The sequence below is a fragment of the Pantoea dispersa genome, from assembly GCF_019890955.1.
GTDB classification, from domain to species: Bacteria; Pseudomonadota; Gammaproteobacteria; order Enterobacterales; family Enterobacteriaceae; genus Pantoea; species Pantoea dispersa.
The window spans coordinates 3,313,043-3,328,788 of record NZ_CP082346.1; the positions used below are offsets into that span (position 1 = coordinate 3,313,043).

Sequence of the window (15,746 nt, forward strand, 5' to 3'; positions counted from 1 at the left end):
TTCACTATAACGGTCCGGAATGGACCAGGCATGCAGGTGATGATCCAGCCTGAGAGGTGGCAAACAGTGTTTTCCACGGTCAGTCAGGTTTCAGTGAAGGATTTTACGCCACTCAGGCACAGGAATTTATAAAATCGTGCGGTTTATCACAGTTTACCGCACGATTTATGCATTATCCGACTTTAACCGGAATGTAAAAGGTGCCCTGCAGCAGATCCGGCGTGCTGTAGCGGAGATCGAGCTTAATCAGGTCCTTGCCCGGCCGCCGCGCCACGCCGAGCGCAGGCAGATGGTTGTAGTACACCTCTGCGGTGAACGCATTGATCTCTTCCGGCGCGCCGTGCCAGTCAATCTCCGCATACAGTCCGCTTTCACCAGTCCAGTTCTGTACATTGCCGGTCAGCACGTCGGCGTACTGGCTCTCCAGCGCCTGGAACAGGCTGATATGCTGCTGATCGCTGGAGTTAACCCCCGGGCTGAACTGGAAACCGAGCCAGCCACGCTGTACGTGCTGGCCGGCGAAGGCGATGAAATCACGCGTATGCTGCGCCACCACGTGATTGTGGTGGTCAATGTATTCGCCGAAGCGGCACTCCCACTCAATCACTTCTCCGCACAGCTTCAGCTCCGGCTTCTCTGCCAGGCGCGCACTCACCCACTGCCGCTGGGTTGAGATGCGGCTGTGGAAGTCTTTCATCTGCATCTCAGGAATGCGGCGATAAGCGCCTGGCGTCATGGCGAAGTGGCTTTTAAACACCCGGGTAAAGTTTTGCTGATTATCAAAGCCAAACCGCACGGCGATATCGATAAGCGGCATGCTGGTCAGGCGCAGCGCCATGGCAGAGAGCGTCAGACGACGCTTGCGCGTGTACGAGGCCAGCGTCTGGCCGGTCATCTCTTTAAACATGCGCTGCATGTGCCACTTGGAGTAACCGGATTTCAGGGTAATCAGATCGATGTTGAGCTCGTCGGTCAGATTGGCCTCGATCCAGTCCACCAGATCGTTGATGTACTGTTTTTTCAGATTCAGGCTGAGCATTTTTTTAATTGAATGGGTTTGGAAAGGCGGTGCTTTTGCGTAATCCGTCACATAAATATAACAAAATCGTATGGATAACGTAAGGAAGAGTAAAGACAGCGAGACGGGAAAAGCATTAATTGCTTAGGTGACTAACTTTTTATCTCCTTAATAGCATCGCATCGTTGAGCAGTGATTTGCCTGCGCATAGCGGTGCGCATTAATGCGCACCCTGTAAATCGTATCCGCAGGGGCGCTATTAATGGCGATCAAATGCTGGTCAATCTGATGTGTCGACACATGATCGGTGCGCATCAATGCGCACCCTATGAAAATCGTGCATCACCTTGCTGGGTCGCCATTTATGGCGACCGATAACACCGGGCAGGCGTGCCTGCCCTCATCGACCACTTAGTGCGAACGCATGCCCGCTGCCGTCATCATCATACGAAACAGTGATGCCACCACGCCCAGTGCCAGCACGCTTGCGCCGTAGATGATTACTAACCACAGCACGCGCTTCCACCAGGGGGCTTTCGTTTCAGTGGGGTTGTTCATATTGCTGACCTCGGTTTGCATCTCAGTGGTATCCTTCGTCGGCTTTGATTTTTCCGCGGAACACGTAGTAACTCCAGAAGGTGTAACCCAGAATCACCGGAATAATCAGTAAGCTACCGACCAGCATAAAGGCCTGACTCTGCGGCGGTGACGCGGCGTCCCAGATGGTGATCGACGGTGGAATAATGTGCGGCCATACGCTAATACCGAGGCCGGAGAAGCCGAGAAACACCAGCGCCAGCGTCAGCAGGAACGGCGAGTAGTGCGCCTCGCGCTTGATGGCGCGCACGATGCCCCACGAACACAGCAGCACCAGTACCGGCACCGGCAGGAACCAGAACAGATTAGGACGACTGAACCAGCGGTGCGCAATCGCATCGTGGGTGAACGGCGTCCACAGGCTGATAATGCCGACAATCAGCAGCAGCGCGATCACCAGCGGCGTCGCCAGCGCGGACATCTTGCGGTGCAGCTCATGCTCGGTTTTCATGATCAGCCAGGTACAGCCCAGTAGCGCATATGCCACCACCAGACCGACGCCGCAGAACAGCGGGAACGGCGCCAGCCAGTCCAGCGCCGAGCCGGCAAACTCGCGCCCTCTCACCGGGAAGCCGTCGATAATTGCACCGACCGCAACGCCCTGACTGAAGGTCGCCAGCAGTGAACCGGCGATAAATGATTTATCCCAGAACGCGCGGTGCTCTTCCGTGGCCTTGAAGCGGAACTCAAACGCCACGCCACGGAAAATCAGGCCAATCAGCATCGCGGTGAGCGGAATGGCCAGCGCATCGGCAATCACCGAATAGGCCAGCGGGAACGCACCGTACAGACCGGCACCGCCCAGCACCAGCCAGGTTTCGTTACCATCCCAGACCGGCGCAACGGTATTCACCATCATGTCGCGCTCAACTGCATCTTTGTTGAACGGGAACAGGATACCGATGCCAAGATCGAAGCCATCCATCACGATATACATCAGGGTGGCGAACACGATAATGGCGAACCAGATAATGGAGAAATCGATCATTTATTTACCCTCCTGCGGTTCGTTCAGACTCTCATGGGCCGCAGAAAGCGGACGCGCAGGTGTTTTATCCTGCCCCGGACCACCGTGGCGCACATCTTTACCCTCGCCGGTCAGCGGACCTTTCTTGATCAGGCGCATCATGTAAACGTAGCCGACACCAAACACTGACGAATAGACGAGGATGAAGGCCAGCAGGCTGATGCTCATATGCAAATCACCATGCGCCGACACCGCATCAATGGTGCGCTGCACGCCGTACACCACCCATGGCTGACGACCAATTTCCGTGGTAAACCAGCCGGCAAGAATGGCGATTAGGCCGGACGGGCCCATCAGCAGGGCGAACCACAGGAACGGCCGGGAGTTATACAGCCGCTTTTTGTAACGCAGCCACAGGCTCAGCACGCCGAGGGTGATCATCAACAGGCCCATCGCCACCATGACGCGGAACGACCAGAAGATCACCAGCGAATTCGGGCGGTCCTCTTTCGGGAAGCTCTTCAGCGCCGGGACCTGTTTGTCCAGGCTGTGGGTCAAAATCAGGCTGCCAAGGTACGGCACTTCCAGCGCATATTTGGTGCGCTCTTCATCCATATCCGGAATACCGAACAGAATCAGCGGCGTCGCTTCCCCCGGCGGGTTTTCCCAGTGGCCTTCAATCGCCGCAATTTTTGCCGGCTGATGCTCAAGGGTATTCAGGCCGTGCGCATCGCCGATCATCGCCTGAATCGGCGCAACGATCAGTGCCATCCACAGTGCCATAGAGAACATTTTGCGGATTGCCGGGTTGTCGTTACCGCGCAGCAGATGCCACGCGCCAGACGCGCCAACAAAGAAGGCGCTGGCGAGGAAGGCCGCCACCGACATATGGAACAGGCGGTACGGGAACGACGGGTTGAAGACAATCCTGAACCAGTCCTGCGGCACCACGATGCCATTCTCTATGATGTAGCCCTGCGGGGTATGCATCCAGCTGTTGGACGCGAGGATCCAGAAGGTCGAGATGATGGTACCGAGCGCAACCATGCAGGTGGCAAAGAAGTGCAGGCCCGGCCCAACGCGGTTCCAGCCAAACAGCATCACGCCGAGGAAGCCCGCTTCAAGGAAGAAGGCGGTGAGCACTTCATAGGTCAGCAGCGGACCGGTAATACTGCCGGCAAACTGCGAGAAGCCACTCCAGTTGGTACCAAACTGATACGCCATCACCAGTCCGGACACCACGCCCATACCGAAGTTAACGGCAAAGACTTTGGACCAGAAGTGGTAGAGATCGCGATAGGTCTCGTTACGGGTTTTCAGCCACATGCCTTCGAGCACCGCCAGGAAACTGGCGAGACCGATGGTGATGGCCGGGAAAATAATATGGAAGGAAACAGTAAAGGCGAACTGAATCCTGGCCAGGTGGAAGGCATCTAATCCAAACATTGCTTACCTCTTTGCCACAAGATTGCACCGAATTTTTACTTATAATTAACAATTTTGACGCACAAGATTATTATTTCGTGACGTCGGAAGAGATTCACGCCAATTGTAAGGCAAGCGGCGAGAACAAAAAGAAACAGTGGGAATGGCTAAAACTATAACAGTATTTTTTGATTTCGATCATTGTTTTCACCAGAAATTACTTGTTTAAAATCACTAAGTTAAGGTTAAAGCCCGTGATTTATTGTGACAATCTTGTTATTAAGCAGAGCGAGAGGAAAAGGCGTTAATCTGGTAACTGGCTAATTTAGCTGTTAATTACTGCGCCAGACAAAACGGCACAGGACCGCATCGTCACGTTACGCTGTAAAATTTCCTGCACAGTCGCCAGAAAGAAACTTTGTTAATTAAAAGATAATTTTTATAGACCAAAAAGAAATTAATTTGCTGCCTTTCGGTGACATTCTGTGAGCCATCGCGCATTAACCCGCTGGGGCATGGCATTTGCCAGCGGCGTCAGGCTGTGCTTTGTTAAAGCAGCACAGTCCGGTTAATCAGCGAAGGAGAGGTTATGACCCGTCTTACCGCCCAGGATTTTCCCCAGGAACTGCTTGAGCTTTATGACTACTATGCGCACGGTCGCATCAGCAAGCGCGACTTTATCTCGCTGGCCGCGAAGTTCACCATCGCCGGCATGACCGGAGCCACCCTGCTCAGCGCCATGAGCCCCAATTATGCGCTGGCAGAGCAGGTGTCGTTTACCGATCCTGACATCAACGCCGAATACATTCACTACCCGTCGCCCCAGGGACATGGCGAGGTACGCGCTTATCGGGTGCGCCCGACTCACGCCAGCGGCAAGCTGGGTGCCGTGGTGGTGGTACACGAGAATCGCGGCCTGAATCCTTACATTGAAGACGTGGCGAGACGGGTCGCCAAAGCGGGCTATGTCGCGCTGGCGCCGGATGGCTTAAGCTCGCAGGGCGGCTATCCGGGCAATGATGAAGAGGGCCGTGCGATGCAGGCCAAAGTGGACCCGACCAAACTGATGAACGATTTCTTCGCGGCAGTCGATTTCCTGATGCAGCATCCCGAGGGGAACGGCAAGGTCGGCATAACCGGCTTCTGTTATGGCGGCGGCGTGGCCAATGCGGCGGCAGTGGCGTTTCCTGAGCTGGCCTGCGCCGTGCCGTTCTACGGTCGCCAGCCAAAAGCGGAAGATGTAGCGCGCATTCAGGCGCCGCTGCTGCTGCACTATGCCGCGCTGGATAAAGGCATCAACGAAGGCTGGCCAGCCTTTGAAGCCGCTCTGCAAGCCAGCCACAAAACCTACGAGGCGTATATTTATCCCGGCGTGAATCACGGCTTTCACAACGACTCCACGCCACGCTATGACAAAGCCGCCGCCGACCTGGCATGGGGTCGCACACTCGGCTGGTTTGAGAAATATTTGCATGCCTGAGCCTGGCGCGCCGCGACGGCACTCACGCTGTCTGCGGCGCTTTAATGATGCGGTGGACATTGCTTTCCAGCCAGTCGGCAAGGCCGATGACCTGTCCTTCCACCTCATGGCCCAGCGCCGTCAGCCGGTACTCCACGTGCGGCGGCACCACTTCATAAGCGATACGCTCAATGAAGCCATCCTCTTCCATGTAGCGCAGCGTCTGCGCCAGCATGCGTTCACTGATGCCACCAATCCGGCGGCGCAGTTCGCTGAAGCGCAGCGTCTCAGCGCGCAGCGCCAGTAACACCAGCACACTCCAGCGGCTGGTAATCCGTTTTAACACTTCACGTGACGGGCAGTTCACATCGAGCAATTCACCACGGGAAAATTTATCACTCAGGTTTTCAGCCATTTACATCACTCCGCTCAAACTAACAAATCTGTAAGTACTTACTAAAAGTTAGTTTATCCCGTAGGCTGTTTCCATACCAGTTCAACCTGAGGAAAAACACCATGATTGCGATTACCGGAGCCACTGGCCAACTGGGCCGTTTAGTGATTAATGCTTTGCTGAAGAAAGTACCGGCCAGCGAGATCATCGCGGTGGTACGTTCACCGGAAAAGGCGCAGGACCTGCAGGCGCTCGGCGTCGCGCTGCGTACTGCGGATTACAACCAGCCACAGACGCTGCACAGCGCCTTTGCCGGCGTGCAGAAAGTGCTGCTGATCTCCTCCAGCGAAGTGGGCCAGCGCGAAGCCCAGCACCGGGCGGTGATTGATGCCGCCAAAGCGGCGGGCGTGTCATTTATCGCGTATACCAGTCTGCTGCATGCCGATACTTCGCCGCTGGGTCTGGGCGTCGAACACCGCGCCACCGAAGCGCTGCTGCAGGCTTCAGGCATCCCTTATGCCCTGCTGCGTAACGGCTGGTACAGCGAAAACTATGCGGCCAGCATCGCACCGGCGTTAGCGCATCATGCCTTTATCGGCGCGGCGGGCAACGGGCGCATCGCGTCGGCGGCGCGCGAGGATTATGCTGCCGCGGCGGCAGAGGTGATCAGTCGTGACGATCAGGCCGGCAAAGTGTACGAACTGGCCGGCGATGACAGCTATACGCTGGCAGAATTCAGTGCGGAGATTGCCCGCCAGTCCGGCGAACAGGTGGAGTACGTTAACCTGCCGCCTGCGGAGTTCAGTGCGGCGCTGATCGGAGCCGGTTTACCCGCGCCGCTGGCCGAACTGCTGGCGGATTCCGACGCCGGTGCCGCTCAGGGTGCCCTGTTCGACGACAGCCACACGCTTAGCAAACTCATTGGCCGCCCGACCACACCGTTCGCCGCGGTAATTAAGGCCACGCTGGCAAAGTAAGGCGCTGATGGCGCCCTCACCTGCGGTGAAATCCGGGGTGAGGGCGACGAAAAGCCCTTTTTTCCCCGTCTCGTTTGCCATCAAATGATCAACCTCTTCCCGCTTTTTTGCCGTCATCACTGACGATTTTCTTATTTACAGATAATTCTGTTCACTTATTTAAAGCTTCATCTGAAACACTGCTTTCAATTCCTGAAATATAGGACGTTGTATTCGCTGAAAAAAGCCTTAAATAGCCGATCAATCGACAAGATTTATTACGTTCATAGATATTTCGCATTGTTGTCTCATCGGGTCAGAGATCTATAATTTGTCCTTTGAGCAACCAGGCAATTTCAGGAGGCCGCTATTAATACTAACCACCAGCAACGTCAAGCTTTCGGAGAACACGAAGCCCATGCTGATCTGGGGTATCAATACGATCCTCACGAGTTTATCCGCGAAGGTATGCAGGATTCGGAGCCGGAACCCGAGCTGATTGAAGGCCTGCCTGCGCCTGATGCGCTGACGCCTGCCGATCGCTATATGGAGCTGTTTGAGCACGTGCAGACGTCACGTATTTTTGCCGACAGCAAAACGTTTCCGGACTGCGCGCCTAAATTCGATCCGCTGGATATTTTAATCCGCTATCGCCGCCGTAAACGCTCGGCGGAGTTCGACCTGGAAAAATTTGTCCACGAGCATTTTTATTTACCGCAGGTCAATGAGAGTTTTTATGTTTCCAATCCGGATAAAACCCTGACGGAACATATTGACGATCTGTGGCCAGTGTTAACCAAAATGCCGCAGCAGCATTTACCGCATTCGTCGCTGCTGCCGCTGCCGAAGCCCTACGTGGTGCCCGGCGGGCGTTTTGGTGAAACGTATTACTGGGACTCCTACTTCAGCATGCTGGGACTGGCCGAAGCGGGCCGCGACGATCTGCTGCGTCATATGGCGGACAACTTCGCCTGGCTGATTGATAACTACGGTCACGTGCCGAATGGCAACCGTACCTATTACCTCAGCCGCTCGCAGCCGCCTGTGTTCGCGCTGATGGTCGAGCTGTTTGAAGAGGACGGCATTCGCGGCGCGAAGCGCTATCTTGACCAGCTGATGAAAGAGTATCAGTTCTGGATGGACGGGGCCGGCGAGCTGATGCCGCATCAGGCCTATCGTCACGTGGTGCGCATGCCGGATGGTTCGCTGCTCAACCGCTACTGGGACGATCGCGACACGCCGCGCGATGAGTCGTGGATGGAAGATGTGGAAACCGCCAGCAAATCGCGTCGCCCGGCCAGCGAGGTTTATCGCGATCTGCGCGCCGGTGCCGCTTCCGGCTGGGATTACTCCTCGCGCTGGTTGCGCGATCCACAGCGTCTGGCCAGCATTCGCACCACCCAGTTTATTCCGGTGGATCTGAATGCGTTTCTCTACAAGCTGGAGCTGATGATCTCGACGCTGGCGCACGCGAAGGGCGAAGAACTCACCGGCCTGGCGTGGCAGAAGAAAGCGGATGCGCGCAAGCAGGCGATTCATCGCTATCTGTGGGACAACACCGCTGGCGTGTACCGCGACTACGACTGGCGTCGTGAACGCTTTGGTGCCTTTACCGCAGCGGCGGTGGTACCGCTGTTCCTGGGGCTGGCTTCACCGGAACAGGCGCATCTGCAGGCGGTGGCGCTGCGCCAGCTGCTGCTGACGCAGGGCGGGCTGGTGACCTCCATGGTGGAGAGCGGCGAGCAGTGGGATAAACCCAACGGCTGGGCACCACTGCAGTGGATGGCGGTGGTCGGACTGAATAACTACGGTGAAGAGACGCTGGCAACGGAGATTGCGGTCAACTGGCTGACCACGGTGAAGAATTTCTATTCGCTGCATCATAAGCTGGTAGAGAAGTACGATATCAGCGGCGATCGCGCCCGCCCGGGCGGCGGCGGTGAGTATCCACTACAGGACGGCTTCGGCTGGACCAACGGCGTCACCCGTCGCCTGCTGGCGATGTACGGGCATTTGCTGGCGGACTGACGCGGAGTACTGCGGTCTGATGCGGGATGCTGCGGCCTGATGCCCTCACCCTGGCCCTCTCCCACCGGGAGAGGGAAACGCTGCCATATGCAGGACTGAGACAGCCCAGGTTAATTCAAGAGCCAATCCCCCGCTCGATCGGTCCCCTCTCCCGCGGGCGGGAGAGGGTTAGGGTGAGGGGAAAAACGCACTCCCCCTCAATTCCCCTGCAAAAACGCCAGCAGATCCGCATTCAGCTGGTCCTGATGCGTCACCGCAAAACCGTGCGGGCCGTTCTCATACACTTTCAGCTGCGAACCCGCAATCATCTCATGCACCAGCTTGCCGGTGGCTTCAAACGGCACCACCTGGTCGTTACTGCCGTGGATCACCAGCGTCGGCACATCCACTTTGGCAATATCCGCACGGAAATCCGTCTCAGAGAACGCGGTCACGCAATCCAGTGTACCTTTCAGCGACGCCAGCAGCGCAATGTTCAATGTCTGCGTCAGTACGCCATCGGAAACCGTCTGGCCCGCATTGGTGCCGTAAAACGGCGTGGCGAACTCTTTAATAAACTGCGCACGATCCTTCAGCAAACCCGCTTTGATCCCGTCAAACACCGCTGATTCTACCCCTTCCGGGTGGTCGTCGGTTTTACCAAAGATCGGGGTGACGGCGCCCAGCAGCACCAGTCCTTTCACTTTCGCGGTACCATAACGACCAATGTAGCGCGACACATCCCCGCCGCCCATTGAGAAGCCCACCAGCGTCACCTCATCCAGCTGCAGATGCTCGATCAGGCCGTGAATATCGTCGGCAAAAGTGTCGTAATCGTAGCCTTCCCACGGCTGATCGGAGCGACCAAAGCCGCGGCGGTCAAACGCGATGACGCGATAGCCGCGCTCGGCGAGGAAGTTGAGCTGGCTGTCCCACATATCGGCATCCAGCGGCCAGCCGTGGCTGAACAGCACCGGCTGCCCCTTGCCCCAGTCTTTGAAGTACAGGTTTACGCCGTCTTTAGTCTTAAATGTGCTCATGTTTTTTCTCCGTTAGTCAGTGATGTTGTGTCTGGCAATCAAACTAGCGTGGGATGCTGGAAAAACCTAAAGCAGAGATTTTGACAACTTGTGCAAAGATTTTTGCTAAGCCCTGCCATCAAAAATCCTTGTACAAGTTGGCCGATTTTTTCCGCTATCTCCTGACGGGCGAGCTTCGTATCGTGCTCTCATCGCACACTGACAGGAACAGCCTGATGAACCAGCCAAATCCACAAACAGCGCGCAGCGGCGCGTTTTCCCCTTTCGCCTACGGGCTTTTCGCCGTGATCTGGACCGCTTCGGTGCTCGGCAATACCGGTAGCTTTATCCGCGACGTCGCCAGCGCCTGGCTGATTACCGGACTGTCGGATAACCCAACCGCCGTCGCGCTGATGCAAACCGCCGCCACCCTGCCAGTGTTCCTGCTGGCGCTGCCGGCCGGCGTGCTGTCAGATATTGTTGACCGCCGCCGCCTGCTGATTGTGGTGCAGCTGCTGATGGCCAGCGTCAGCGGCACGCTACTGCTGCTGTCGCACAACCACTGGCTCACCGTTGAATGGCTGATCGGCCTGACCTTTGTCGGCGGCGTCGGCGCGGCGCTGTTCGGTCCGGCATGGCAGGCCATCGTGCCGGAGCTGGTACCCCGCCATGAGCTGAAAAATGCCGTCGCGCTCAACTCGCTGGGCATCAATATCGCCCGGGCGATTGGACCGGCTACCGGCGGCCTGCTGCTGGCAAGTTTAGGTGCTATGGCCGCTTACGGTGCCGATGTCGCCAGTTATTTTTTCGTCATCGCCGCGCTACTGTGGTGGAAACGTCCGGCGAAAGCCGCTACCGCGCTGAATGAGCACTTCTTTGGCGCTTTCCGCGCCGGGCTGCGCTATGTGAAAGCCAGCCGCGAACTGCACCGCGTACTGTTGCGCGCCGCGCTGTATTTTGCCTTCGCCAGTGCCATCTGGGCGCTGCTGCCGCTGGTGGCGCGCACCATGCTGCACGGCAGCGCGGGCTTTTATGGCTTGCTGCTTGGGGCCGTCGGTGCCGGTGCCATTGCCGGCGCGCTGCTGCTGCCGCGCCTGCGTGCCCGGCTGAGCCATGATGGACTGATGCTGCTCTCCGCCGTGCTCAGCGCGCTGGTCATGGTGGCGCTGGCGCTCAGTCCGCCACAGTGGCTGGCGCTGCTGCTGATGCTGGTACTGGGCACCGGCTGGATCATCGCGCTGACGACCCTCAACGGCGTGGCGCAGGCGGTGCTGCCCGACTGGGTGCGCGGTCGCGGGCTGGCGGTCTATCTGATGGTGTTCAACGGCACGCTGGCGGGTGGCAGTCTGGCCTGGGGGCTGATCGCCCAGCACATGGGTCTGGCGTCAACGCTGATGCTGGCCGGTGCGGCGCTGCTCATCACGGCGCTGCTGGCAAAACGGCTGGCGCTGCCGGCGGGCGAAGCGGATCTGCAGCCAGCGCAACACTGGGCTGAACCGGTGGTGAGCGATGCGGTGGATATCCGTCGTGGTGCCGTACTGATCCAGATTCGCTACCGTGTTCCCCAGGCCGATCGCGCCGCTTTCCAGCACGCCATGCACAAACTGGCGCAGGCGCGACGCCGTGACGGTGCCTATGCGTGGGGATTAATGGAGCAGACCGACGATGCCGGAGCGCTGCTGGAGTGGTTTATGGTGGAGTCATGGCAGGAGCATTTGCGTCAGCACCAGCGCGTCTCGCGCGCCGATGCTGAGTTACAGCAGGCGGTACTGCAGTTCCATCAGGGTGATGAACCCCCGCAGGTCAGCCATCATATTGCGCTGTGATCAGGCTGGCGCGTAGATGTCACTCAGGCCGGGCAGCGTCGGCAGGCGCTCGCGCCACCAGATAGCCGCGTTGCCGCAGGCGCTCTCATTCCACGCCAGATAGGCGATATCGCGCCGGCACTCGCTGTCCAGCTGGCGCGCCACCAGCGCACCGCTCGCCAGGTGCGGGCGCGCCAGATAAAGCGGCAGATAACCACAGCCGAGCCCGGCGAGATGCGCCTGCAGTTTGGCCGGGAAATCATGCACGCTCAGCGTCTTCTGCTCATCCAGCACGCGTAAATCCATCCCGGCACCGTGGCGGGATGAATCATGCACCGTGACCGCGCGATACTGGCGAATCTGTTCACGCAGCAGCGGTTCGGGCTCCGCCGCCAGCGGATGGTCAGGAGCGACAGCGAACACATACTCCAGCCAGCCCAGCGGCTGGCAGACAATCTCTTTGCGCGTGGCGGGTTCCTGAACCGCGCCAAAGACAATGTCCGCTTCGCCGTAGTGCAGCGCTTCCCAGCAGCCGGCCAGCACATCCTGACGGAACTGCAGCTGGGTGTGCGGGTGCTGCTGATAAAATTCGTCAATCAGCGGCGTGAGGATGCTGAACGGCAGCGAAGCATCCACGCTGATGGTCAGCAGACTCTCCCAGCCGCTCTCCACGTAGCGCGCCTGCTGCTCCAGCTCGTTCACCGCACGCAGCAGCGTCCGCCCTTTTTCCAGCATCAGACGGCCGGTCGGCGTGAACGTGGCGCGATGGCCGGAGCGATCGAGCAGCGTGATTTTTAAATCGCTCTCCATCTTCTGCACGGTATAGCTCAACGCCGACGCAGTTTTGAACAGTCGCGCGGCCGCAGCGGCAAAGGTGCCATGACGATCGAGCGCATCCAGAATCAGCAGCGCCTCCAGATTTAAACGCATTCCCTACCCTCCGTAAAAAAAGTTGAACGACAACGTAAAAACAATCCGTTATCAATAACTGCTGTCATTTCGTATTTTTTTCCTCATCGGCGCAAGCATTTTTAACCGCGCATTAACACGGTGGCTGAGGGCCGCTACGCTTAATTTAACGGAGAGAACAGAATGACGACCGCATCCCTGATTTTTACCAACGGTAAGTTTCACACCGTCGACCGCGCAAACCCGCTGGCCACCGCCGTAGCCATCAAAGACGGCAAGTTTCTCGCCGTAGGTAGCGAAGCGGACGTCATGCGCTTTGCCGGCAGCGACACGCAAATCATCGACGCCAAAGGGCATACCGGCATTCCCGGCCTGAACGATTCCCACCTGCATCTGATTCGCGGTGGCCTCAACTACAACCTTGAGCTGCGTTGGGAAGGCGTTCCGTCGCTGGCCGATGCGCTGCGTATGCTGCGCGAACAGGCACTGCGTACGCCGTCACCGCAGTGGGTGCGCGTGGTCGGGGGCTGGAGCGAGTTCCAGTTTGCTGAGCGCCGCATGCCGACGCTGGACGAAATCAACGCCGCCGCGCCCGATACGCCGGTCTTCATTTTGCATCTGTATGACCGCGCGCTGCTCAATCGCGCCGCGCTGAAAGTGGTAGGCTACACCAAAGAGACCCCCAACCCGCCGGGCGGCGAAATCCAGCGCGACAGCAATGGCAATCCGACCGGCATGCTGATCGCCCGTCCCAACGCCATGCTGCTGTACGCCACGCTGGCGAAAGGGCCCAAACTGCCGCTGGAACAGCAGGTTAACTCAACGCGTCAGTTTATGCGCGAGCTGAACCGCCTCGGTCTGACCAGCGCCATCGACGCCGGCGGCGGCTTCCAGAATTACCCGGACGATTACGACGTGATCGCCGAACTGCACGCGAAAAAGCAGCTGACGGTACGCATCGCCTATAACCTGTTTACCCAGCGTCCCGGCCACGAGCTGGAAGACTTTGAGAAGTGGACCGATATGCTGAAGCCGGGCCAGGGCACCAATTTCCTGCGCCACAACGGTGCCGGTGAAATGCTGGTGTTTTCGGCGGCGGACTTCGAAGATTTCCTCGAACCGCGCCCGGATCTGGCCCCCGGCATGGAAGATGAGCTGGAGCGCGTGGTGCGCCACCTGGTGGAGCATCGCTGGCCGTTCCGCCTGCACGCCACCTATAACGAATCGATCAGCCGCATGCTGGATGTGTTTGAGAAGGTGAACCGCGACATTCCGTTCAATGGCCTGCACTGGTTCTTTGACCATGCGGAAACCATTACTGAAGCCAATATTGAGCGGGTAAAAGCGCTCGGCGGCGGGCTGGCGGTGCAGCATCGCATGGCTTTCCAGGGGGAATACTTTGTTGATCGCTACGGTAAAGAGGCCGCGAAGCAGACGCCACCGGTGGCGCGCATGCTGGAGGCCGGCGTGCCGGTCGGCCTCGGTACCGATGCCACCCGCGTCGCCAGCTATAACCCGTGGACCGCACTGTACTGGCTGGTTTCAGGCCGTACCGTCGGCGGGATGCAGCTGTACGATGACAACGCACGCATCGACCGTGAAACCGCGCTGATGCTGTGGACCAAAGGCAGTGCCTGGTTCTCCAGCGAGCAGAGCGCCAAAGGTGAGATCAAAGTCGGCCAGCTGGCGGATCTGGTGCTGCTGTCGAAAGATTTCTTCAGCGTGCCGGAAGAGGAGATCAAAGGCATTGAATCAGTGCTGACGCTGGTGGATGGCAACGTGGTGTATGCCGCCGGCAGCTTCACGCCGCTGGCACCGCCGCCGGTACCGGTGTTGCCGGAGTGGTCGCCGGTGGTTACCGTGCCCGGTCACTACCGCAGCGCCCCGCCGCAGACCAGCGGCCGCGCCGCGCGGATGCCGCAGGTACACCAGTGCAGCGGCCCCTGTGGCGTGCACAGCCACGCCCATGATGTCGCGCGCCAGTCATCGGTGCCGGTGTCAGACAACAACGCGTTCTGGGGTGCGCTGGGCTGTTCCTGTTTTGCGTTTTAAGTGATCAAGGGGTGCGGGCGCTGGCCCTCACCCCATCGATATATTGCCTGCCAGGCCAAAGCCCTGCTTACCGTTCTTCTTAATCTGGTACATCGCGCCATCCGCCCGGGTCAGCGCGTCGTCGAAGCTGTCTCGCCGGTGTACCGGGGCGATACCGATCGAAGCACCAATCCGCGCATGACCATTGTCGATATCAAACGGCGTCAGTGCCGCATCCAGCACCGCCTGCGCCAGAATGCGCACCTTGGGGTAATCAATCAAAAACGGCAGCAGCAGCACGAACTCATCGCCGCCAAGCCGCCCGACGATGGCCTCTGACGGCAGCAAATCGCGGATGCGCTGGCTGAGCTGAATCAGCACCTCGTCACCGCTGCGATGGCCGAGCGTGTCATTGACGTGCTTGAAGTTGTCGAGGTCGATAAACGCCACGCACAGCGGCCCGGCGCGTTGCAGCTGACTAAAATGCGCCTGCAGCGCGTGGCGGTTGGGCAACGCGGTTAACGGGTCGTGATGCGCCAGCAGGGAGAGCTGGGCTTCGTAATTCTTCTCTTTGGTCATGTCGATATGGGTGCCGGTCACTTTGAGCGGATTACCCTGCTCGTCCCACTCGCTGACGCGGCCGCGATCCAGCACCCAGGTGATTTTGCCGTTCTTGCCGATCATACGGTGCAGCGCCTCGTAATAGGGCGCGCGTCCTTCAATATGATCGTAAAAGGCGCGCAGCACCTCATCGGCATCTTCCGGATGCAGGCACTCGCGCCAGGCATCAAAGCGCGCTTTGGTCTCTTTCGCCTGAAAGCCGAGCATCGCGCCCCAGCGCCGGTTAAAAATCACCAGCTTGCCGCTGGGAATATCCAGCTGCCACAGGCACAAGCCGGTGCCGTCCAGCGCCGCGTTCAGCTTATTACGCGCGTCGTGCGCCAGGCGCTTGAGGCGCGCATTGTGCTTTTTCAGGTTCTGAATCTGCTGGCGCAGCGCTTCTTCGGACATGGTTGATCGCTGGAGAGAAAATAAGGGCTATTTTGCCTGCACGATAGATTCTGTAAATAAAACAAATGAAAAGGCGATTAGCGTCGGAAAATTGCGCCGGGTTCAGCAGGAATGGCGAAGCAACGCGGTAATTTCAGCAAACAAAACT

13 protein-coding genes are annotated in these 15,746 nt (G+C 58.3%); 5 read left to right on the plus strand and 8 right to left on the minus strand.

Annotated elements, in window-relative coordinates; translation table 11 throughout:
• Positions 1 to 172 precede the first annotated feature (172 nt).
• The 4 genes from K7H94_RS15545 to K7H94_RS15560 form a co-directional block, all read right to left on the minus strand.
• Positions 173 to 1,039 (minus strand): helix-turn-helix domain-containing protein, encoded by an 867-nt coding sequence (locus tag K7H94_RS15545; RefSeq protein ID WP_058780419.1) that lies wholly within the window; start codon positions 1,037 to 1,039, stop codon positions 173 to 175.
• 390 nt (positions 1,040 to 1,429) lie between these two features.
• On the minus strand, positions 1,430 to 1,597 hold the full coding sequence (locus K7H94_RS15550; RefSeq protein WP_021507606.1) for a DUF2474 domain-containing protein: 168 nt from the start codon (positions 1,595 to 1,597) through the stop codon (positions 1,430 to 1,432).
• Position 1,598: 1 nt separating this feature from the next.
• The gene (cydB, locus tag K7H94_RS15555; RefSeq protein WP_222951295.1) at positions 1,599 to 2,603 is read right to left on the minus strand and encodes a cytochrome d ubiquinol oxidase subunit II; all 1,005 of its coding nucleotides are present in this window, start codon (positions 2,601 to 2,603) and stop codon (positions 1,599 to 1,601) included.
• The gene (locus tag K7H94_RS15560; RefSeq protein WP_058759655.1) at positions 2,604 to 4,028 is read right to left on the minus strand and encodes a cytochrome ubiquinol oxidase subunit I; all 1,425 of its coding nucleotides are present in this window, start codon (positions 4,026 to 4,028) and stop codon (positions 2,604 to 2,606) included.
• 568 nt (positions 4,029 to 4,596) lie between these two features.
• On the opposite strand from K7H94_RS15560, the gene yghX reads away from it, so the two are divergent.
• Entirely contained in the window at positions 4,597 to 5,487 is an 891-nt protein-coding gene (gene yghX / locus K7H94_RS15565) for a YghX family hydrolase (RefSeq protein ID WP_222951296.1), read from the plus strand.
• Between the two features lie 22 nt (positions 5,488 to 5,509).
• Here the strand turns inward: yghX and K7H94_RS15570 are convergent, their stop codons facing one another.
• Positions 5,510 to 5,881, minus strand: a complete 372-nt coding sequence (locus K7H94_RS15570) for a winged helix-turn-helix transcriptional regulator (protein ID WP_222951297.1) — start codon at positions 5,879 to 5,881, stop codon at positions 5,510 to 5,512.
• Positions 5,882 to 5,982: 101 nt separating this feature from the next.
• On the opposite strand from K7H94_RS15570, the gene K7H94_RS15575 reads away from it, so the two are divergent.
• The gene (locus K7H94_RS15575) at positions 5,983 to 6,837 is read left to right on the plus strand and encodes an SDR family oxidoreductase (protein ID WP_222951298.1); all 855 of its coding nucleotides are present in this window, start codon (positions 5,983 to 5,985) and stop codon (positions 6,835 to 6,837) included.
• 348 nt (positions 6,838 to 7,185) lie between these two features.
• Positions 7,186 to 8,844, plus strand: a complete 1,659-nt coding sequence (gene treF, locus K7H94_RS15580; RefSeq protein WP_222952057.1) for an alpha,alpha-trehalase TreF — start codon at positions 7,186 to 7,188, stop codon at positions 8,842 to 8,844.
• Between the two features lie 197 nt (positions 8,845 to 9,041).
• Here treF and K7H94_RS15585 read toward each other — a convergent pair whose 3' ends face one another.
• A complete protein-coding gene (locus K7H94_RS15585; protein WP_010616452.1) occupies positions 9,042 to 9,863 on the minus strand; it encodes an alpha/beta fold hydrolase in 822 nt (273 codons plus the stop codon).
• Positions 9,864 to 10,078: 215 nt separating this feature from the next.
• Here K7H94_RS15585 and K7H94_RS15590 point away from each other — a divergent pair, with 215 nt between their 5' ends.
• Positions 10,079 to 11,668, plus strand: coding sequence for an MFS transporter (locus K7H94_RS15590; RefSeq protein ID WP_150059228.1), 1,590 nt, complete (start codon positions 10,079 to 10,081; stop codon positions 11,666 to 11,668).
• On the opposite strand, the gene K7H94_RS15595 is transcribed toward K7H94_RS15590, so the two are convergent.
• Positions 11,669 to 12,577, minus strand: a complete 909-nt coding sequence (locus K7H94_RS15595) for a LysR family transcriptional regulator (protein ID WP_021507614.1) — start codon at positions 12,575 to 12,577, stop codon at positions 11,669 to 11,671.
• Positions 12,578 to 12,739: 162 nt separating this feature from the next.
• On the opposite strand from K7H94_RS15595, the gene K7H94_RS15600 reads away from it, so the two are divergent.
• Positions 12,740 to 14,608, plus strand: coding sequence for an amidohydrolase (locus K7H94_RS15600; protein ID WP_021507615.1), 1,869 nt, complete (start codon positions 12,740 to 12,742; stop codon positions 14,606 to 14,608).
• Between the two features lie 27 nt (positions 14,609 to 14,635).
• Here K7H94_RS15600 and K7H94_RS15605 read toward each other — a convergent pair whose 3' ends face one another.
• Entirely contained in the window at positions 14,636 to 15,598 is a 963-nt protein-coding gene (locus K7H94_RS15605) for a sensor domain-containing diguanylate cyclase (protein ID WP_021507616.1), read from the minus strand.
• Positions 15,599 to 15,746 lie beyond the last annotated feature (148 nt).